Origin of the sequence: Bradyrhizobium sp. UFLA01-814 (assembly GCF_046718885.1) — a bacterium.
Lineage (GTDB): Bacteria > Pseudomonadota > Alphaproteobacteria > Rhizobiales > Xanthobacteraceae > Bradyrhizobium > Bradyrhizobium elkanii.
This window is the reverse complement of the sequence record NZ_JAQOSR010000167.1, coordinates 1-18,795: the sequence shown is the minus strand read 5'-3', so window position 1 is coordinate 18,795 and position 18,795 is coordinate 1. Positions and strand designations below refer to the sequence as shown.

At 63.6% G+C, this 18,795-nt stretch carries 19 protein-coding genes and 1 pseudogene; 15 read left to right on the top strand and 5 right to left on the bottom strand.

Annotation, left to right across the window (positions count from 1 at the left end):
* Nucleotides 1–131 precede the first annotated feature (131 nt).
* Nucleotides 132–2,102: a 4Fe-4S binding protein gene (locus PMN64_RS34955; RefSeq protein ID WP_411784002.1), complete on the bottom strand. Its 1,971-nt coding sequence runs from the start codon at nt 2,100–2,102 to the stop codon at nt 132–134.
* 152 nt (nt 2,103–2,254) lie between these two features.
* On the opposite strand from PMN64_RS34955, the gene PMN64_RS34950 reads away from it, so the two are divergent.
* From PMN64_RS34950 to PMN64_RS34905, 10 genes are all read left to right on the top strand, one after another.
* The gene (locus PMN64_RS34950) at nt 2,255–3,010 is read left to right on the top strand and encodes a biotin/lipoate--protein ligase family protein (protein ID WP_411784001.1); all 756 of its coding nucleotides are present in this window, start codon (nt 2,255–2,257) and stop codon (nt 3,008–3,010) included.
* Nucleotides 3,007–3,546 carry a DUF6505 family protein gene (locus PMN64_RS34945; protein ID WP_411784000.1) on the top strand — a complete coding sequence of 180 codons (540 nt, stop codon included), beginning with the start codon at nt 3,007–3,009 and terminating at the stop codon, nt 3,544–3,546. Before PMN64_RS34950 ends, PMN64_RS34945 begins: the two co-directional genes overlap by 4 nt.
* Complete coding sequence (locus tag PMN64_RS34940; RefSeq protein WP_411783999.1) at nt 3,543–4,550, top strand: DUF6352 family protein; 1,008 nt, start codon at nt 3,543–3,545, stop codon at nt 4,548–4,550. Before PMN64_RS34945 ends, PMN64_RS34940 begins: the two co-directional genes overlap by 4 nt.
* On the top strand, nt 4,547–5,062 hold the full coding sequence (locus tag PMN64_RS34935; RefSeq protein WP_411783998.1) for a DUF3305 domain-containing protein: 516 nt from the start codon (nt 4,547–4,549) through the stop codon (nt 5,060–5,062). Before PMN64_RS34940 ends, PMN64_RS34935 begins: the two co-directional genes overlap by 4 nt.
* The gene (locus tag PMN64_RS34930; RefSeq protein WP_411783997.1) at nt 5,059–5,679 is read left to right on the top strand and encodes a DUF3306 domain-containing protein; all 621 of its coding nucleotides are present in this window, start codon (nt 5,059–5,061) and stop codon (nt 5,677–5,679) included. The genes PMN64_RS34935 and PMN64_RS34930 overlap by 4 nt, the downstream gene beginning before the upstream one ends.
* Before the next feature lie 128 nt (nt 5,680–5,807).
* Nucleotides 5,808–6,587: a Cro/CI family transcriptional regulator gene (locus PMN64_RS34925; protein ID WP_304499657.1), complete on the top strand. Its 780-nt coding sequence runs from the start codon at nt 5,808–5,810 to the stop codon at nt 6,585–6,587.
* Between the two features lie 29 nt (nt 6,588–6,616).
* The gene (locus PMN64_RS34920; RefSeq protein WP_411783996.1) at nt 6,617–6,835 is read left to right on the top strand and encodes a twin-arginine translocation signal domain-containing protein; all 219 of its coding nucleotides are present in this window, start codon (nt 6,617–6,619) and stop codon (nt 6,833–6,835) included.
* 2 nt (nt 6,836–6,837) lie between these two features.
* On the top strand, nt 6,838–9,780 hold the full coding sequence (locus PMN64_RS34915) for a formate dehydrogenase subunit alpha (RefSeq protein WP_304499658.1): 2,943 nt from the start codon (nt 6,838–6,840) through the stop codon (nt 9,778–9,780).
* Between the two features lie 13 nt (nt 9,781–9,793).
* The gene (gene fdh3B / locus PMN64_RS34910) at nt 9,794–10,390 is read left to right on the top strand and encodes a formate dehydrogenase FDH3 subunit beta (protein WP_011088224.1); all 597 of its coding nucleotides are present in this window, start codon (nt 9,794–9,796) and stop codon (nt 10,388–10,390) included.
* A gap of 41 nt (nt 10,391–10,431) precedes the next feature.
* The gene (locus PMN64_RS34905) at nt 10,432–11,424 is read left to right on the top strand and encodes a formate dehydrogenase subunit gamma (RefSeq protein ID WP_411783995.1); all 993 of its coding nucleotides are present in this window, start codon (nt 10,432–10,434) and stop codon (nt 11,422–11,424) included.
* A 31-nt stretch (nt 11,425–11,455) separates the two neighbouring features.
* Here the strand turns inward: PMN64_RS34905 and PMN64_RS34900 are convergent, their stop codons facing one another.
* On the bottom strand, nt 11,456–11,578 hold the full coding sequence (locus PMN64_RS34900) for a hypothetical protein (RefSeq protein WP_259244235.1): 123 nt from the start codon (nt 11,576–11,578) through the stop codon (nt 11,456–11,458).
* Nucleotides 11,579–12,277: 699 nt separating this feature from the next.
* Between PMN64_RS34900 and PMN64_RS34895 the strand changes: the two genes are divergently transcribed.
* A complete protein-coding gene (locus tag PMN64_RS34895; RefSeq protein WP_196238267.1) occupies nt 12,278–12,931 on the top strand; it encodes an ATP-dependent Clp protease proteolytic subunit in 654 nt (217 codons plus the stop codon).
* A 51-nt stretch (nt 12,932–12,982) separates the two neighbouring features.
* Here PMN64_RS34895 and PMN64_RS34890 read toward each other — a convergent pair whose 3' ends face one another.
* A complete protein-coding gene (locus tag PMN64_RS34890) occupies nt 12,983–13,531 on the bottom strand; it encodes a hypothetical protein (RefSeq protein WP_411784003.1) in 549 nt (182 codons plus the stop codon).
* Between PMN64_RS34890 and PMN64_RS34885 the strand changes: the two are divergent.
* A pseudogene (locus PMN64_RS34885) lies at nt 13,427–13,686 on the top strand (hypothetical protein). The gene PMN64_RS34890 and the pseudogene PMN64_RS34885 sit on opposite strands and share 105 nt — an antisense overlap.
* Before the next feature lie 36 nt (nt 13,687–13,722).
* Here PMN64_RS34885 and PMN64_RS34880 read toward each other — a convergent pair.
* A complete protein-coding gene (locus tag PMN64_RS34880; protein WP_259244233.1) occupies nt 13,723–14,130 on the bottom strand; it encodes a hypothetical protein in 408 nt (135 codons plus the stop codon).
* Nucleotides 14,131–14,531: 401 nt separating this feature from the next.
* Between PMN64_RS34880 and PMN64_RS34875 the strand changes: the two genes are divergently transcribed.
* Complete coding sequence (locus PMN64_RS34875) at nt 14,532–15,611, top strand: AI-2E family transporter (RefSeq protein WP_028345021.1); 1,080 nt, start codon at nt 14,532–14,534, stop codon at nt 15,609–15,611.
* Entirely contained in the window at nt 15,611–16,048 is a 438-nt protein-coding gene (locus PMN64_RS34870) for a potassium channel family protein (protein ID WP_028345020.1), read from the top strand. The genes PMN64_RS34875 and PMN64_RS34870 overlap by 1 nt, the downstream gene beginning before the upstream one ends.
* An 8-nt stretch (nt 16,049–16,056) precedes the next feature.
* Here the strand turns inward: PMN64_RS34870 and PMN64_RS34865 are convergent, their stop codons facing one another.
* Nucleotides 16,057–16,725 carry a helix-turn-helix domain-containing protein gene (locus PMN64_RS34865; RefSeq protein ID WP_028345019.1) on the bottom strand — a complete coding sequence of 223 codons (669 nt, stop codon included), beginning with the start codon at nt 16,723–16,725 and terminating at the stop codon, nt 16,057–16,059.
* Nucleotides 16,726–17,070: 345 nt separating this feature from the next.
* On the opposite strand from PMN64_RS34865, the gene PMN64_RS34860 reads away from it, so the two are divergent.
* Nucleotides 17,071–18,795 (top strand): ABC transporter substrate binding protein (locus PMN64_RS34860; RefSeq protein ID WP_411783994.1); only part of this gene is annotated, 1,725 nt, incomplete at its 3' end.

Here is an 18,795-nt window from a genome sequence, read left to right as displayed (position 1 = left end):
CCTTGCAGGCGACGACCGCCTGCTTGAGGGCAACCTTTTGCGCCTTCGTAAGGGCTGCCTCGACGGCCGTGCCGGAGAGGACCGTGGTGACAATGCACGTCGACAGAACCATCGTGAATCGAGGCATGCGGCTAGTCCTTGTTCTCGCGTTGACGCAGATAGTCATCCGTCGTCCGTGGTGGCGCGCGTTCCGGCACGTCCTGGATCGGATCGAACTGTTGTTCGCTCATGACAATGACCCGGCAATCGGCGCACATCCGCAAGGTCTCGGTCCGGCGGTCCCCGGCAGGGTACATCCAATGCCGTCCCTCGAGTTTGGTCGCGATCCGATCGATCGTGCTCTTGACGCCGAAGGGCGTGCCACAGCGAACACACAGGGCCGGTTCTTCTTCCTTGATCACCCGCGCCGGCGCTCGTCTTGCCCGGAAGTCGATCTGCGGGGTGAGCTTGATAACTTTTTCAGGACAGGTGCTCTGACACAAACCGCATTGCACGCAGGCATCTTCCACGAATTTGAGGACGGGGCGGTCGGGATCGGCGCGGAGCGCGCCGGTTGGACAGGCCGAAACACAGGACAGGCACAGCGTGCAACCGCCGACATCGACGGTGATCGCACCGATAGGTGCACCCTCGGGCAAGGCGATCACGTCAACCGGCTTGGGGGCGAGGCGATGCAGCTCGCTCAAGCCGAAGCGAAGCAGATCGCCGCGCTTGCCGACCGTCAGGAAAGTCGCGGGATTATCGAGGCCGGCGAGGGGACCAATCCCCGTCAGTTGCTCGGCCAGGGTGTCGGGATCGTCGGTTTCGATCGTGCTCACACGGCGGCCGTCAAATCCGAGTCCGGAAAGAATGGTCTCGGCCATCCGGATCGTCTGCAAGGATCCGGTCACGTCGTGTCGTGGCTTGGCGCGCAGCAGGAGCCGCACGGCAGCCGCGCCATAGGCGAAGGCCCCGATGATGGCTTCCAGGCCGATCTGCGTCAGCTCGTTGACGGCGAGGGGAAGCACATTGGCCGGCAATCCGTCGCCATGGCGGGCGAGCGCATCGATCAGCGGCGTGCCGTGCTGGCTGTCGTGCAGCAGCAGGACCGGATGCGTGCCGCCGGCCTCGCGATAGGCGCGCAACATGGCGCGGAGGATCTGCAACTGGGTATCGGCGGGGGGCAGCGCGTAGGATGCCGCTCCCGTGGGGCAGGCGGCCGCGCATTGCCCGCAGCCCGCGCACACCTCCGCGTTGACTGCGACATGGTCGCCGTCTGGCGTGATCGCGCCGGTCGGGCACAAATCGAGGCAGCGATGGCATCCGGTCAGCTTCGAGCGCGAATGCGCGCAGAGGCTGGGTGTGAAGTCGACATATCTCGGCTTGTCGAAGCTTCCGACGAGGTCGCGGGCCGCAAGCACCGCACGCAGCATGGCCGCGGGATCTCTCGGATCCGCGCGGAGATAGCCGTCCCGCAGATCGTGTGCGGGAAACAGAGGCGGCTCGCCGGAGAGGTCGAGCACGAGATCGCAGCGCGAGATCGCGCCGTTGCGCGGGGCTTCGAACTCGAAGCGGGCGCGTGAGGACGGGCGCGGCTGCGCGTAGTCGTCGACCGTGAGCTCGAAGCCACCAAAATGCCCGCGCGCGTTGCGTATCGTGCCCTTCACGATCGGGAACACCGCCGCGGCAGGCGGCACGACGTCTGCCGGCTTCCTGAGCATGACCGTGACGTCGAGATGGTCCGCCAGCAGCCGGCCGGCCTCGATCGCGGTCTCGTCGCGCCCATAGATCAGGATGATGCCGTCGCTCGACAATGTGACCAGCGGATAGTCCGGCGCGGGAATCGCCGCCGCCGCGAGCAGCGCCGCCATCTTCGGGCCCGCATTCGCGCCGTCGCGCGACCAGCCCGCCGTCTCGCGGATGTTGACGAAGTTGATCGCGCCAGGGCGTTCGCCCATCTCATTGGTGAACTGGCCGGCCTGCTGCGTGCAGGCGACGGTCAGCGGGCCGTCGACTTTTGCGGCGGCGCGGAAATCTTCGAGCTCCGCGCCGCAAAGATGACGATGGCTCCTGATCTCGCAGTTGGGACAGCCCCGCTGGATCGCGGCCACGTCAAGGCGCATCGTGTCTTCACACGAGCAGATCAGGACGGTCTTCGCTGGCTGCTCCAGGTCGATCTCTCCGCGGGTGCGGCGCCGTCTTGCGGACTCGCGCCATTCCTTCACCTCGTATAGATATTCACTATCGGAAGGAAAAGGAAAGTGGAGGACGGCCCTTGCGGTCGACCCCGACCAGCCGCGTCTCCGTGGCGGAAGCGATCCATCTGCCGCCGCCATTTACGCTCGTCCGGTTGCGTGAGAGCGGAGATGCCTTTGCTCACGCTTGCCGCATTGCACCTAAAAGCGGTGCCGGCACGCTGGTGTGCGTCGGGCGGTTCGATCTTGCCGAATTCGCCGTCGTGCTCGAACCGGGCGAGCCTTTGGGCACCGCGCGGCGCGTCTTTTATGCGGGCATGGTTGCGCTCACCGACGCTCTGCGCGCCTATGCGCCGCCGCACAAGACGGTCGCGATCGGCTGGCCCGACGCCGTCGCGATTGACGGTGGGCTGGTCGGCGGCGGACGGATGGGATGGCCGACGTCCGCGCGCGAGGACGAGCCGCCTGCCTGGCTGGTGTTCGGTGCCATGATCCGGACGGTCGCAATGGCCGATCAGGGACCGGGCATCCATCCGCTCGCGTCCGCGCTGGATGAGGAGGGGTTTGGCGAAGCGGGAGCCGTGCAGGTGACCGAGAGCTTTGCGCGGCACCTGATGCGCGCGATCGATAGCTGGCAGACCGATGGCTTTGGCAGCCTCGCGCGCGATTATCTCAGCCGGGTTCCCCGCGAGCGGCGAACCGTGCTGCGGATCGATGACGGCGGCGATCTCCTCACGCGCCGCGTCGGTACCGACAGGATCGAGCGCAGCGTGCTCGTCAAGGCGCTCGGAACGCCGTCCTGGTTCGATCCGAAGCTCGGAGGGCCGCGACTGTGAAACTGCTCCGCAGCATCGCGCTCGATCCCTCCGACACCTTCGTCTTCGATGTGGCGGCCGAGCCGGGCGAATGGGCCGTCTCCGGTGCCTTCCGCTTCTGCGATCAGGATCCGACGAAGCTGACCGGCAAGGCGCGCGTCGCGTTCCGCAGTGGCTTCCTCGGGGTGCAATCCTGGGGCTGGTCGACGCTGGTGCAGATTGTGCCTGCGACCGAGAACGATTGCAGCGCACTGATCGACCGCCTCGCGAGGCAACTGATCGATCGTTTCGGTGCGCCGGATCTGGCGACCGCGCGGACGGCGGCGGAAGAGGAGGTCGCCTTCGCGCAGTCGCTCTGCAACCATCCGGTCAGCTCGCTCATTGCCGTTCACCGTTCGGTGAGCGACGGCGAAGTCCGGGAGTCGTTCCGCAGGCTGCAACTGCGTCAGGGTCAGGGACACAGCAAGGCGTTCTCGTTCATGGAAGTCGAAGACGATGTCGAGCCCGACGCTGATCTCAAGCTTGCCGATATGCGCGGGGAGCCGCAGCACCGATGAATGATTTCTGGATCGCGTGCGGCCACCATCTGCTCGATCGCGACGAGAACGGCGGGCTTTGCGTCACCGACGAGTTCCTGAAGGCCTATTTCGTTCGTCCGGAGCTGATTCCGCCGAATGAAGCATGTCCGGTCGAGCGGCGGCTGCACCGCGCGCTGCTCGCTTCTCCCCGCAGGCCGGTCGGCGCGGAAGATATAGAAGCGATTGTCGATGCGGATGCCCGGGAGAACTGGCGGCTCGTGCTTGCCTTCCGCGATCTCCTCGTGCGGCATCCGACGCTGGAGCAGGCCTATCTTGCAACCGTCCGGTCCGGGACGAACGACTTGCCGCCGCTGTTCGTCAATCAGCTTGTGCACGTAATCCTGCGCAATGCGCTCGACGGCTGCGATGATCCGTTCGTGCTGCGCGCAGCCGAGCTGTTCTTCCGCCCGCAGCGCATCCTGCCGCAGGAGCAGGCCCTGCTGCTCGGCGATGAAGAGGTCGTCGGTGGACAGAATCCGACCCCGGTGCTCTCGCTGATGTCGATGCTGGGGGCGGTGACCGATGCCGAGCTGGATGTCTTGCGCGAGGACAATGCTGACGACTACTGGCGCCGAAGCGACCATTTCGACATGGCATTCGACCTCACCGCGGGCGGCCGCGGGCCGGCGGCGCTGGCGCTGGCGATGGCGCGATGGATCTCCCATCTGCTCGGGATCGACGTCAGTATTGAGCCGCTGCGCGAGCTGCGTGATGCACGTCTCACCTGGTATGTCGGGCTCGACGCCGATGCGACCAGGCTCGGCGACCGTCTCTGGCATGGCGAGCAGCTCGACGACCGCAGCGCCGGACGCGTGCTCTCATTGTTCCGCCTGACATTTGCGGACACGAACGCGGCCGCAGACGAGATGCGGGGCGAGCCGGTCTATCTCATTCTGTCGATGAACGCCGATCAGAAGCTGCGGATGAAGCCGCAGAATTTGTTGACGGGGTTGCCGGTCAAACATCTGGAGATGGCGACATGAGCCCGGCTGCGCTGCCGCTTGTGCGCGTTCCCGTCGGCGTCGTGGTCGAGCGGCATCAGGCGGATTCGCCGTGGACCGACTTTGTCTGGCGCGCGGTTGCCGTTCTGCCCGACGAGCCGGACACCAAACCCTGGACCGTGCTTCGCGAAGAGAACGGGACGACGCTGTTTTATGCCGGCAGCGCCACGGTCGATCTCTATGGTTCCGAGACGGCGCGCTATCGCGACAATCTCGCCTCGGGCAGTCCGGCCATCTGGACCGTATTGTCGCCGGCGGAAGCCGCCTGGCCCTATTCGGTGGCTGCCGCGACCGCCGATCCTTCGGAAGGGGAGGCGTTCACGGAGGCCGGTGCGAATCTGGTCGAAGCCGTCCCCATGCCGGAGATGCTGCGTGAGCAGATTGAAAGCTTCATTGCCGAGCACCACGTCGAGCCTGAGTTCTTCAAGCGCAAGCGCCGGCAGGCCGATCCGGAGGCGCTCGCCCGCCGTCAGCATGAAGGCGGACACGAATGAGTGAGGACAAGTTCCTGGCGCGCTGGTCCCGTCGCAAGCAGGAGGCAAAGGCCAACGCCACGCAGCCGGACCCGGCCACGCGCGACGACATGCAGTCGATGCTGCCGCCTGCCGTGAACGACGACGACACGGAATTCGACCTTTCGAGCCTGCCTTCGATCGACTCGATTACGTCGGCGACCGACATCACGGCATTCCTGCGCAAGGGAATTCCGCAGGAGTTGACGCGTGCGGCGCTTCGTCGCGCCTGGAGCGCCGATCCCGTCATCCGCGATTTTGTCGGGCTCGCCGAGAACGCCTGGGACTTCAACGACCCGACCGCGATGCCGGGTTTTGGCCCGCTGGATTGCTCCGAGGCAGAGCTCACCGCGCTCATCGACAGGATCGTCGGCGGCCTCAGCAAGCCGGCCGAGGCGCTGCCTGAGCCTTCGGTTGAAGTCGCGGATTCTTCGCAGGAATTGTGCGAGGTCGAGTTGCCGGGCATCGCGGCCGAAGAAGCCGCGACCACGGGATCCGCACCTGATCCTGTTGCAACGCAACGAACGGTCGCCGACAGCACCGAAAGCGAACGGCCGTCGGTTGAGCGCCGCACGCACGGCAGTGCGCTGCCCCGCTAGGGACCGCGACGAAAGGCCATAGCCTCGGACTATGGCGTCGATTGACCCCCCGTTGGACCGGGACTAGGCTTTGCTAGCGCTTTGTAACAAAAGCAAAATCAGCAGACGGGACTTGGATGGAGGTCCACGTGCGTGATGCTGGCCTTGAGCGAGCCATTGACGCCGCTGGCGGCGTTGCGGAGCTTGCGCGCAAAATCGGCATCAGCCAGCCCTCTGTTTCGAACTGGAGCAAGGTGCCCGCGCAACGGGTGATCGCTGTCGAAGCCGCCACCGGCATATCGCGCGATAATTTGCGGCCTGATCTGTACAGCGAGCCGCTCTTCTCCGAACAGCCGATCGATTCTGTCGATGCCGCACGTGCGCAGGAATATCTGCTGCTCGCGGCGCTGTTGTCCGCCGCACCATCAAAGAAGCTGCTCGATCAACTGGCTGCATTGACCGTCGATGCGACCCCGCTCGGGCGCGCGCATGCCGCGCTGGCTGAATCCGCCGCCAATGCAGTCGCGGCCAAGGTCGAACGCGAATATTTCGATCTGTTCACTGGTCTTGGCCGCGGCGAGCTCTTGCCCTATGCCTCCTACTATCTGACCGGCTTTCTCAACGAGCGGCCGCTGTCGCGTCTGCGTGCCGATCTCGCCGCGTCCGGGATCGAGCGCATCGCGAATAATTCCGAGCCGGAGGATCACGCGGCTATCCTGTGCGAGATCATGGCAGGCTTCGCGGGAGGCCGTTTCCCGGCGCCCTTCGACACGCAGCGCGCCTTCTTCGGCAAACACGTCGCGTCCTGGATGGGGCGGCTTTTCGCCGACATCGAGCGCGCGGAGAGCGCCGTCTTCTATCGTACGGTCGGTGCGCTTGGTCGCGCCTTTATCGAGATTGAGACAGAAGCATTCACGTTCGCGAACTGACCTGCATCCGCAGGTCCAGGAGAGATGCGATGAGTGAAGACAGGACTACCACAGTCGGGCGCCGCGATTTCCTGCGCAAGGTCGGCGTCGGCACGGTGGGCGCCGGCGCGACACTCGCAACGCCGCTGGTCGGGACGGCGCAAGCCGACAGCGAAACCAACGATGAGAAGCGCAAGGCGCGCTACAAGGAAACCGATCACGTCAAGGCCTTCTACCGCGTCAATCGTTATCCGGCCAAGGGAGGTTGACCGTGCTGATCAAGCGAACAAACCAGCGTTCCCTGCGCCAAGGCTCCGCCGCCAGCTTCCCCGCAGATCAGGCAGGTGGCCTCGACCGCCGCAGCTTCCTGCGCAAATCCGGTCTTGCCGGCGGCGCGCTCGCCGCGTTCGGCACCTTGCCGCTCGGCAGCGTGCGCAAGGCGGAAGCCGCGGTGGCCGGTCCGCTTACGGCGGGCGCGACCGTCCGCAAGAGTATCTGCACGCATTGTTCGGTTGGGTGCACGGTGACGGCCGAGGTCCTGAACGGGGTATGGATCGGTCAGGAGCCGAGCTGGGATTCGCCGATCAATCGCGGCTCGCATTGCGCCAAGGGCGCTTCCGTGCGTGAGCTCGTGCACAGCGAGCGGCGGCTGCGCTATCCGATGAAGCTGGTTGGCGGGCAGTGGACCCGCGTCTCCTGGGACACCGCGATCAACGAGATCGGCGACAAGTTCCAGGCTGTACGTGAGAAGTCGGGTCCCGATTCCGTCTATTGGCTCGGCTCGGCCAAGATGACCAACGAAGGCGCCTACCTGTTCCGCAAGCTCGGTGCGTTCTGGGGCACCAACAATACCGATCACCAGGCCCGCATCTGCCATTCAACCACCGTCACCGGCGTCGCCAACACCTGGGGCTACGGCGCGATGACCAACAGCTACAATGACATCCGCAATGCGAAGACGCAGGTCATCCTGGGCGGCAATCCGGCCGAGGCGCATCCCGTCTCGCTGCAGCATCTGCTCGAGGGCAAGGAGCTGCAAAAGGCCAACTTCATCGTCATCGACCCGCGCCTGACGCGCACCGCCGCGCACGCGACCGAATATGTGCGGATGCGGCCGGGTACCGACATTCCGGTGCTCTACGGCATGATGTGGCACATCCTCCAGAATGGCTGGGAAGACAAGGAGTTCATCCGGCAGCGCGTCTACGGTTTCGACGACCTCAAGAAGGAGGTTGAGAAATGGCCTCCTGACGAAGTCGAGCGCGTCACCGGGATTCCCGGCGAGCAGCTCAAGCGCGTCGCCAAGATGTTCGCCACCGAGAAGCCGGCAACGTTGATCTGGGCCATGGGCCAGACGCAGAAGACCGTCGGCACCGCCAATGTACGGGCGAGCTGCATCGCGCTGCTGATGACCGGTAATGTCGGCAAGGCCGGCGCCGGCGCCAACATCTTCCGAGGCCACGACAACGTGCAGGGCGCGACCGATGTCGGGCTCGATATCGTCACGCTGCCGTTCTACTACGGCCTCGCCGAAGGCGCCTGGAAGCACTGGTCGCGGGTCTGGGAGGTCGACTATGACTTCCTGAAGTCGCGGTTCGATTCCAAGCAGATCATGGAAACCCCCGGCATTCCGCTGACCCGCTGGTTCGAAGCGGTGACTTTGCCGAAGGAACAGGTTGCCCAGAAGGACAACGTGAAGGCAGTGTTCGTGCAGGGACACGCCTCCAACAGCATCACCCGTATCCCTGAATCCCTCAACGGCCTGAAGGCACTTGAGCTGCTCGTCATCGCCGATCCGCATCCGACGACCTGGGCCTCGCTCGCGGTCGAGGCGGGGCGCACGGATGGCGTCTACATTCTCCCGGTCGCTACGCAGTTCGAGTGCAAGGGCTCGCGCGTCGCTTCCAACCGCTCGCTGCAATGGGGCGAGCAGATCGTGAAGCCGATCTTCGAGTCGAAGGACGATCTCGAAATCATCTATCTGATGGCGAAGAAGCTCGGATTCGCCGACCAGATGTTCAAGAAGATCAAGGTCGAGAACAATCTGCCCGAGGCCGAGGACGTGCTGCGCGAGATGAACCGCGGCAGCTGGTCGACCGGCTATTGCGGACAATCGCCCGAGCGCCTCAAGGCGCACATGAAGAACCAGGCGAAGTTCGACATGCTGACGATGCGGGCGCCGAAGGACGATCCCGAGGTTGGCGGCGACTATTACGGCCTGCCTTGGCCGTGCTGGGGATCACCCGAGGTCAAGCACCCCGGCACGCCGCTGCTCTACAACACCAATCTGCACGTGATGGACGGCGGCGGCACGTTCCGGCCGCGGTTCGGCGTCGAGCGCGAGGAGAAGCTGCCGGACGGCACGACGCGGAAGGTGAGCCTGCTCGCGGACGGCGCGTATTCGTTGGGGTCGGGAATCCAGGATGGTTATCCGGAATTCACGCTGGCGAGCCTGAAGAAGCTCGGCTGGGACACCGAGCTCACCGAAGCGGAAATGGCCGTGATCAACAAGATCAATCCGGCCAATCCGGATACAGTGTCGTGGTCGCTCGATCTGTCGGGCGGCATTCAGCGCATCGCGCTGGCGCATGGCTGCGTGCCCTACGGCAACGGCAAGGCGCGCATGAATGCGTTCGGCTTGCCGGATCCGATCCCTGTTCACCGCGAGCCGATCTATACGCCACGCGTCGATCTCGTCGCCAAATACCCGACGCTGCCCGACGCCAAGCAGTTCCGGATGCCCAATATCGGATTCTCCGTGCAGAAGGCCGCGGTGGAGAAGGGCATTGCAAAGCAGTTTCCGCTCATCCTCTCGTCCGGCCGGCTGGTCGAATATGAGGGCGGCGGCGAGGAGACGCGCACCAACCCGTGGCTCGCCGAGTTGCAGCAGGACATGTTCATCGAGATCAATCCTGCCGATGCGGCCGATCGCGGGGTCAAGGACGGCGGCTGGGTCTGGGTCACCGGCGCCGAGAACAATTCCAGGGCAAGGATGAAGGCGCTCGTCACCGAGCGGGTCGGCAAGGGCGTTGCATGGATGCCCTTCCATTTCGGCGGCTGGCTTGCGGGCAAGGATCTTCGCGGCAACTACCCGAAGGGCACTGATCCGATCGTGCTCGGCGAAAGCGCGAACACGATCACCACCTACGGATACGATCCCGCGACGGGCATGCAGGAGCCCAAGGTCACTCTCTGCCAGATCGCGGCGGCATAAGGGAGCAACGACGATGGCACGTATGAAATTTCTCTGCGACGCCGACCGTTGCATCGAGTGCAACGCCTGCGTCACGGCCTGCAAGAACGAGCACGAGGTCCCCTGGGGCATCAACCGCCGCCGGGTCGTCACCATCGCCGACGGCAAGCCGGGCGAACGCTCGGTCTCGATGGCCTGCATGCACTGCACGGACGCGCCCTGTGCGGCGGTATGTCCGGTGAACTGTTTCTATACCACCGCCGACGGCGTGGTTCTGCACTCCAAGGATCTCTGCATCGGCTGCGGCTACTGCTTCTACGCCTGTCCGTTCGGCGCGCCGCAATATCCGAAGGTCGGCAATTTCGGCTCGCGCGGAAAAATGGACAAATGCACCTATTGCGCCGGCGGCCCCGAGGCCGATGGCAGCAAGGAAGAATATGAGAAATACGGTGCAAACCGGCTTGCCGAAGGCAAGCTGCCGCTGTGCGCGGAGATGTGCTCGACCAAGTCGCTGCTCGCCGGCGACGGCGAGATCATTGCGCAGATCTATAAGGAGCGCGTGCTGAAGCGCGGCTACGGCTCGGGCGCATGGGGCTGGAAGACCGCCTATCGCGAGACGATCGAGTCCTGACGACGACCTAGCGCGGGTCGCGTCGATATCGGGAGGACCTTATGGCGTGTTTTGCACGATTTGTTCGGCTCGTCATTGGCGTGGCTGGACTCCTGCTGCTCGTCTCCGCGGCTTCCCCGTCCATGGCCCAGCAGGTCAACCCGACCGCAAGTTCGGTCAAGGAGCAACAGCTGCTGCAGGAACTGAACCGGGTGCAGGGACGCGTCAGCATTCCCGACCAGCGCTCGGGGGTTCTCGAGCAGCCCGCCGGCCGTGAGTGGCGCGAGTTCCGGAATGTGACGCTGCGCTGGATCGGTGGCATCGCGATTGTTGGCATGCTGGCGGCGCTGGTCATCTTCTATCTCAGCCGCGGGATGGTGCGGTTGCAGAGCGGGCGTTCGGGCCGGACCATCGTGCGCTTTAGTGCGTTCGAGCGCTTCGTGCACTGGATGACGGCGACTTGCTTCATCATTCTGGCGATCTCGGGATTGAACGTCACTTTTGGACGTCCATTGCTTCTGCCGCTGATCGGCCACGAGGCGTTTTCCGAATGGTCGCAATGGGCAAAGTATGTTCATAACTATCTCAGCTTCCCGTTCACCATTGGCGTCGTGCTGATCTTCCTGATGTGGATCGCCGGCAATATCCCGAACAGGGCGGATGTCGAGTGGATCAAGCGCGGTGGCGGCATCGTCGGGCACGATCACCCGCCAGCCTATCGTTTTAACGCCGGCCAGAAGGCGGTCTACTGGATCGTGGTCATCGGCGGAGGTCTGGTGGCAGCGACGGGATATGCGCTGATGTTCCCGTTCTACCTGTCAGGCATCGAAGGGATGCAGCTCGCGCAGATCGTCCACTCCATCGTCGCGGTGCTCTTCACGGCAGTGATGCTGGCGCACATCTATATCGGCACGATCGGCATGGAAGGCGCGTTCGAGGCGATGGGAAGCGGCACCGTCGATGTCAATTGGGCCAGGGAGCACCACAGCCTCTGGCTTGAGGAGGAGAATGCGCGCGACGCCCGACCCCAGCCCTCCGTTACCGCGGCGGAGTAGGCAGGGCGCGCGGCCGTTCGACGCGGACGCGCTACAGCCGTACGCCCGTCGTCGCAAAGGCCTGTGCGACCGGCTCTTGCACGCGGTTTAGCGCCAACGCCCCGATCGCCGCCACAACGATGGCGACGACGCAGGCGAGCAAGAAGACTTTCATTGTCGTTCTCCCAAACTGATCGGGATGCCGTGAAAGTCTACACAAGATGGCGCGTCGCGAACAGCGCTGTCCCGTGCGCGTGAGCCGCCATCGCCCAAGCCGTGGGGCGCAAGCGGCGGCTTTCGGGACGCTGCACCATCGAGACGTCGCATCCCGCGTTAGGTTGCCTTGGCAACCAGCAGTTCGCGCGGAGCGTCGATTGATCTCGCATTTTTAACCTGAATGGGCTTCCTCAGTCGGTCCAATCCCTTCAAGGATCGGGCAATAAAAATAAACAAACCAAATGAATGGCTTAGGTTGAAAGTTCTTCGTGATCCCGATACTGGGTTGGACTGGCTGATCGTAAAGTCCGTAGATGATGTTTGCTCTCGGCACAGAGCGTGCGCGTGAGGGCCTGCGTCCCTCTCTAGAAGTCAAACTGGCGCTCCCGCCTGCGCGCTTGCTGAATTGGGTTTGATTCAGATCAACCCACGATGCGCTTCGATGCTCTCTCAATCGTGTGAGGTCCCGGGTCAGATGGGGAGCGTCGTGGCAGCCAGGAAGCACGCTTTGAGGGTCCTCCGCGCAACATTTATCGACGCCCAGGCAACGAGCCGGAGCGCCGCGCATGGGGTGCGGCCACCCCGAAGCGATGTCGCAACGGGTCAGCTTCATTCTCGAGCGCCTGCGGTTCGCTCGATGCGGATTGCAGGATGCGTTTTGAGCATCGCGGTCGTGCTGACGTCGACGAACTGTCTCGCGATGGAGTTTTCCCGTGTCCGAGGATGTTTTGGAGATGTTTTGAAGCTCAGTGGAGATGTCAGGGATGGGGACTTTGTCCGCTTTCGCGGATATCTGGCGACTGAGCGCCGGATCGTTGGCCTCGATCTCGATTCCCGAGGCGGGTCTCTCTACGAAGGCTTCCGAATCGCCATGCTCGCGCACCAGAGGCAAATCGCCACTTACGTTTCCGGAGAATGCGACTCGGCATGCGCTTTTATTTTCCTGGCGAGCAGGAAGCGTTATGTGGCGCCAAATGCCAAGATCGGCGTCCACTCGGTTTCCAATCTACACGGCAACGAGGACAGTCGAACGATTCGTGACACGATCAAGCTTGCGAGGTTGTCGGCCAAGCTCCGTATTGCTCCGGCGGCCATCGGCAAGATGGTGATGACTCCGCCGGGAAAGATCTCCTTCTTGAACAAGGAAGAGCTCGCTTCGCTGAAGGTCGTGGAGCGGAATCCGTTTGACCGCACCGCGCGCACGGCGGCCGAGGAACCGAAGAGCAGCTCCATGTGCGGCGCGGCGCCCTCGAAGAGCGCGTCGGAGCAGGAACGTCCGATGCGGAACGCCACCGGCTCGAAGGGAAGCTAGGACGCCGGTTGAGCGGACTTCGGCCGAACCGCTTCGCATGGCCCAATTGGGTCAGTCAAGCCGTCGCACGTGATCCTGACTGCTTGGCACAAGCTGCACTGGTCTCTCCATTCCACCGCGATCTAAAATGGCAGTCATGGGGTACCCCAGCGACAGATTTCGACGAGTGCGTGGCGTAAGCCAGCCGGCTGGCGTTCGCAATTGGCTGCATCGCTGGCTTGAATTGGCCGACGGCGATATTGCCTTCAGGGTCGTGGTCGTGACGGCCGGGATGCTGTCGACCGCGGCGATCGCCTTTGGATTGCTGTCGTCCTGAGCGAGCCTCATGTTGGCCATGCGCGGTGCCAAATTCGTCGTTCTGAGGTGCCTCGCCAGCGAAGCTCTGACAATATGAGCTATCGTCTTCAGCGCGACACGGATCATTCCCAGCGGCAATGAATGCACTTCAAATTGGCTGAAAAGTCGAACGGACGCAGAGACCGTCAGGCGGCCAGGTTGGGCGTCGGGGCCTGCGCCGCGATCTTCCTGTTTTGCTGCGCGCAACAGACGGCTGCGCTGCCGCTGACGCCGTTCCGCTATGAAGCCCAGGCTCAGCGGCATTGCCCCGGCGATAGCGTGGTCTGGCTCGATTTTCGGCGCGGACGCTACTACCTCAAAGGGCAAAGCGCTATGCCAGGGGCTTCGATGGCGGCTTCGTGTGCAGGAATGAAGCGCGCGAGAGCGGCTACCGGCGTTCGCTGCTCGGCCTGCGGTGACATCACCGAAGGCCGCCCTGGCATCCGATGTCCAGACTACCATCCATAGTAGCGCGGCCGAGCGTAATAAGCCGGCGCATAGCCATAGCCTCCGCCCGGCGGGCAATAGTCGTAGCCATAGCCGTATCCACCGCCATAGTAGGGATACCCGCCATAGTAGGCCGAACTCGCGATGGCTCCGCCAACGAGCGCACCGGCGGCCGCGGCGCCCCAGCCTCGATAGCCCCATCCACGATAGCCTCCCCAGCCGCCGTAGCCTCGCCAACCGCGATAGCCCCAGCCGCCGCCGCGCCAGCCGCCCCAGCGCACCTGAAGGACGGTATTGTTCTCGACCATGCCCTTCATGGCCGCGACGTTGGTCGGCAGCGGCGCCGCCTGGCCAGCGCCAATGCCGACCATGCTCGCAAGCAGGATCAAGGCCAGCAGGGTCTTGGTATTCTTCATGACGTCCTCCACATCGGGGTGACACAGGCAGTCGTGATCGAAAGGCAGCCAAATCGAGAGCTGCTTTCCGGTCCATGAGCATGCCGAGCCTGTCAGCCGCGGCCGGCCGAAGCTTGATTTGAATCAAAGTGGCGAGGGGGCGGTGCGGACGATTGATCCTTCGCCTTGGGACAATTGCCGCGGATAGGCAGGCCGCCGCCCTATGGGGGCGCGATCGCGCTCGTGATCCCGACCGCGAACGCATCCCGGCGAAGTTGGAGCGCCCAGATTCCTGCCCGAACCGGGGCCGCCTCTTCGGTGAAAGTCCGGACGCCTCGCGCTTGATCTGAATCAAGCCGTGCGCGGCGAGGCGATGGCACCGCTTCCCGCGTAGCTGCTGATGCTCAATCGAAAGCACGCTCTTGAAAACCCTGCGCCAGCTCGTGACCGGAGACGAGTTCATCCAGCTCGCAATTCGCCTCGGATTGCTGGCGCTGCTGATCTACTGGTCGTTCGTCCTGGTCAGCCCGTTCGTGCCGATCCTGGCCTGGAGCGTGGTGCTCGCGGTCGCGCTCTATCCCGTCTTCACCTGGCTCGCAGCAATGCTCGGCGGCCATGCCGGCATCGCGGCGCTCGTGCTGACCTTGATCTCTCTGGGAGTCGTCATCGGGCCGGCGACCTGGCTCGGAATCGGAGCTGTAGAGGGGATGAAGGAGCTCGCCGAACAACTGGGCGCCGGCCACGTTGTCGTGCCGTCGCCGCCGCCCGAGATCAAGGATTGGCCGCTGATTGGCGGCCCACTCCATGAGATCTGGGATCGGGCGTCGACCAATTTGCGCGCCGTGCTGCGCGAGGTCGTGCCGCATCTGAAGCCGTTGGCCGGGACCCTGTTTGCGTTTGCCAGTGATGCCGGGATCGGGATGGTGAAGTTTCTGCTGGCGGTCGTCGTGGCAGGGTTTCTGTTTCCGTACGGCTCGCAGCTTGCAGCGGCGTGCCGGAGCTTCCTGTCCCGCATCGTGCCGGAGCAGAGCGAGCACTTCCTCGATCTTGCGGGTGCGACCATCCGGGCGGTCTCCCGCGGCGTCATTGGCGTTGCCGTCCTGCAATCGCTGCTGGCCGGCATTGGCTTCAAGCTGGCGGGGATCCCGAGCGCAGGGCTGCTGGCGTTTGTCGTGATGCTGCTCGCGATCGTGCAGATCGGGGCGGCAATCGTGCTGTTTCCGGTCATCATCTGGCTATGGTCGGCCAAGGACTTCCCGACGGCGCTCGCTCTCACGTTCTTCTTCCTGGTCGTCGGCGTCCTCGACAATGTGCTGAAGCCGCTGGTGATGGGGCGGGGCCTGACCACGCCGGCGCTCGTCATCTTCGTCGGCGTGATCGGCGGCACGCTCGCCCACGGCATCGTGGGCCTGTTCATCGGTCCAATCATTCTCGCGGTCGCCTGGGAATTGATCACGGCATGGATCCGGGACGACCGCGCCCGGCTGGCGGGAGAGCGATGATGCTGTTTCAGCTCCTCGTGGGATCGGCGGTGAGCGCGATCAACATCGCGATCCATTCGCTCTGGACGGTCGCGGCCATCGGGTTGCTTCGCAACGTTGCCTTGAGCGCGGCCGGCCGGGCGGGGCTACAGCTCAGCGGCGTGATGGTCGCCACCGCGCTTGCGCTGATGCTGGCTCACACGCTCGAGATCGTGGTGTGGAGCTTGGCCTATTGGGTGCTCGGCGCAGCGCCCGCCGGCAGCAATCTGCTCTATTTCGCCTTCGTGAACTACACCACGCTCGGCTATGGCGATGTTATCCCGGTCAAGCAGTGGCTGTTGATCGGACCGATGGCGGCCATGAACGGCATTCTCATGTTCGGGTGGTCGACCGCGGTCCTGTTCGAAGTGCTGCAAAAGACCATCGAGCGTCAGGAGGCGCTCACGAAATCCCCCTGACCTCGCGGTCAGTTGTCCAGCCTGGACAGCTGGTCGCGGTCAACCAGCATGATTTCGCGCTGGTTCGAGCCAAGGAAGTTGAGCGCGCCGTAGGCGTGCAGCTTGGACAGCGCGCGTGACACGGTTTCGAGCGTCAGCCCGAGATAGTCGGCAATGTCACGCCGGCACATCGGCAAGGCGACGACGCCGACTCCGGTCAGCCGGCGATCCATTTCGAGCAGAAACGCGGCAACCCGCTCCAATGCGGTCTTGCGGCCGAGCAGCAGCATGTGCTCTTCGGCATGCCGCAGGTTGCTGGTGGTCATGACCAGCAGGTTGCGAGCCAGGGCGAAATCGGAATCGGCCACGCGTTCGAGGCTCATCCGCCTGATCAGGTGCACGTTCGTGTCGACGATGGCTTCGGCGGTGAAGCGGTGGGTTTCGGCATTCTCGAGGCCGAAGATGTCTCCGACAAGGTGAAAGGCGCCGATCTGGCGGCGTCCGTCGGAGAGCAGCTTGTAGCTGCGGACCGCCCCCGAAACGACCTGGTAGACGTACTCCGCCGGCTCCTTCTCCCCGTAGATCTCGGTGCCTTTCCTGTAGTGGAATTCGCTGGTGGTGCAGTTGGCGTGCCGGGCGGTCAGCCCGCCGAGGATGCTCGGTACATTGGCCGGTCTGATATTGACGCGAGCGAACATGGACTAACTCTCTTGGGTAACGACTGTTGCAGCGTCCGCGGCGGCTCGAAATGCTTGTCCGCGCGCAATGACTACGACAGGGCCCGGCCAGTCTCTATTGGTCTTGAGGTCATTGTCCTAAAGGACAGGGTGCGCCAAATGCGGCAATTTGTTCGCAATTGATGCGCACCATCTTAGATTACTTTTCAATATTCACGCCGATAACCGGGTGCTATTTTTTGAACCCGTTGGTCTCCGGCTCCGAACGCTATGGGCAAGGCAATTCGGCTCTCTGGACTGGTCATCCTGCTGGCTGCGCTGTTGGCGCCGGCTGTGCTCCGGGCGCAAGAGATGCGCCCGCATTCCATGCTGGTGCTGGACCAGTCCGATCGACGTGGCCCCTTCTACTACCAGGTGTTCGTTGGCTTGAGGGATGCGGTGAGCGCTCACGGTCACGCGCCGACCACCGTCTACACGGAGAGCCTCGATCTCAATCGTTTCGGTGGCGAAGCCTATCAGGAGAATGTCCGGCGGTTTCTCGAGGCGAAATATCGCGATCGGCCGATCGGCGTCGTGGTCACCATTGGAGCGGCTGCGCTTGAACTGGCGCTCCGCTGGCGTCCGCAGCTTTGGCCCGATACGCCAGTCGTGTTTGCGCTGGTCGAAGAGGCCGATTTCAAGCGATTGCGACCGCCGGCCTCCGTGACCGGCGGCATCGTGGCATCGAAGCTCCAGGATGCCGTCACGGCCGCCCGCGCCGTCGTGCCGGAGCTCAAGACCATCGTGCTCGTTGGCGCAGACTGGGGGCGGCAGGTTCTGTTTCGTAATTGGAAAGACCAGGCGGCGGCCGGCATTCCGGGACTCGACATCGTCGAGATCATCGGACGTCCGATGCCTGATATCGTCGAGCGGGTCGCAGCGCTTCCCGACCATAGCGCGATCATCTACACCGGCCTCTACAGCGACGGCAAAGGCAACTACTATCCGCCCTCGGATGCCCTCTCATTTGTCGCAGCGAGAGCAAATCGTCCCATCGTGGTTGCGGCGGAGACGTTCCTCGAACCGGGCGGCATCGGCGGATTTGTCATCATCCCATCCCTGGTCGGTGCCGAAGCAGCGGGCAGGGCGCTGCGGATTCTGGATGGCGAGCCGCCGGAAAGCTTGCCGCCGTCGGCTGTCGATACCGTGAAGCCCATTTTCAACTGGCGGCAGATGCATCGCTGGAACGTCAGCGAAGCCAACCTGCCACCAGGCAGCGAGATTCGCTTCCGCGAACCGACCTTCCTGGAAAAATATCGTTGGCGGGCCGTCGCCCTGGCCACGGCATTATTGGTTCAAACAACTCTGATTGCGTTTCTGCTACATGAGCGTCACATGCGGCGGAGTGCCGAAGTCGAAGCCCGCAATCGCCTGTCTCAGCTCGCCCATATCAATCGGCAGGCCACTGCCGGAGAACTCTCGTCCTCGATTGCTCATGAGCTCAACCAGCCGCTGGGCTCGATCCTGACCAATGCCGAGAGCGCGGAGCTGATCCTCAGTTCGCCGACGCCCGACCTTCAGGAGGTGCGGGAAATCATTTCCGACATCAAGCGCGATGATCTGCGTGCAAGCGAGGTGATCCGCAGGATGCGCAGCCTGCTGAAGCGTGCGCCATTTGAGAAGAAGGAGATCGACCTCAACCAGACCATGCGGGAAGCATTCGATTTCCTCAAGCTGCAGGCCTCGGCGCGCAACGTCGCAATCTACCTGCAGACCTCACCGCAGACCCTGCGGGTGAAAGGCGACCCCGTTCAGTTGCAGCAGGTCATTCTTAACCTCGTGGTCAACAGCATGGACGCGATGGCCAAAATGCCCTACGGGCGCACCATCATCGGCCGTACGGAGGTCAATGGGGACGCGTCGGCGGTGATCTCCATCAGCGATTCCGGGCCGGGAATTCCGCAGGACAGGCTGAACGACATCTTCGATCCGTTCTTCACCACAAAGGAGCAGGGCATGGGCATCGGCCTGTCCATCGCACGGACGATCGTTCTGGCGCATAGCGGTCAGCTCTGGGCCGAGAACCAGTCCGGAGGAGGCGCGGTATTCCAC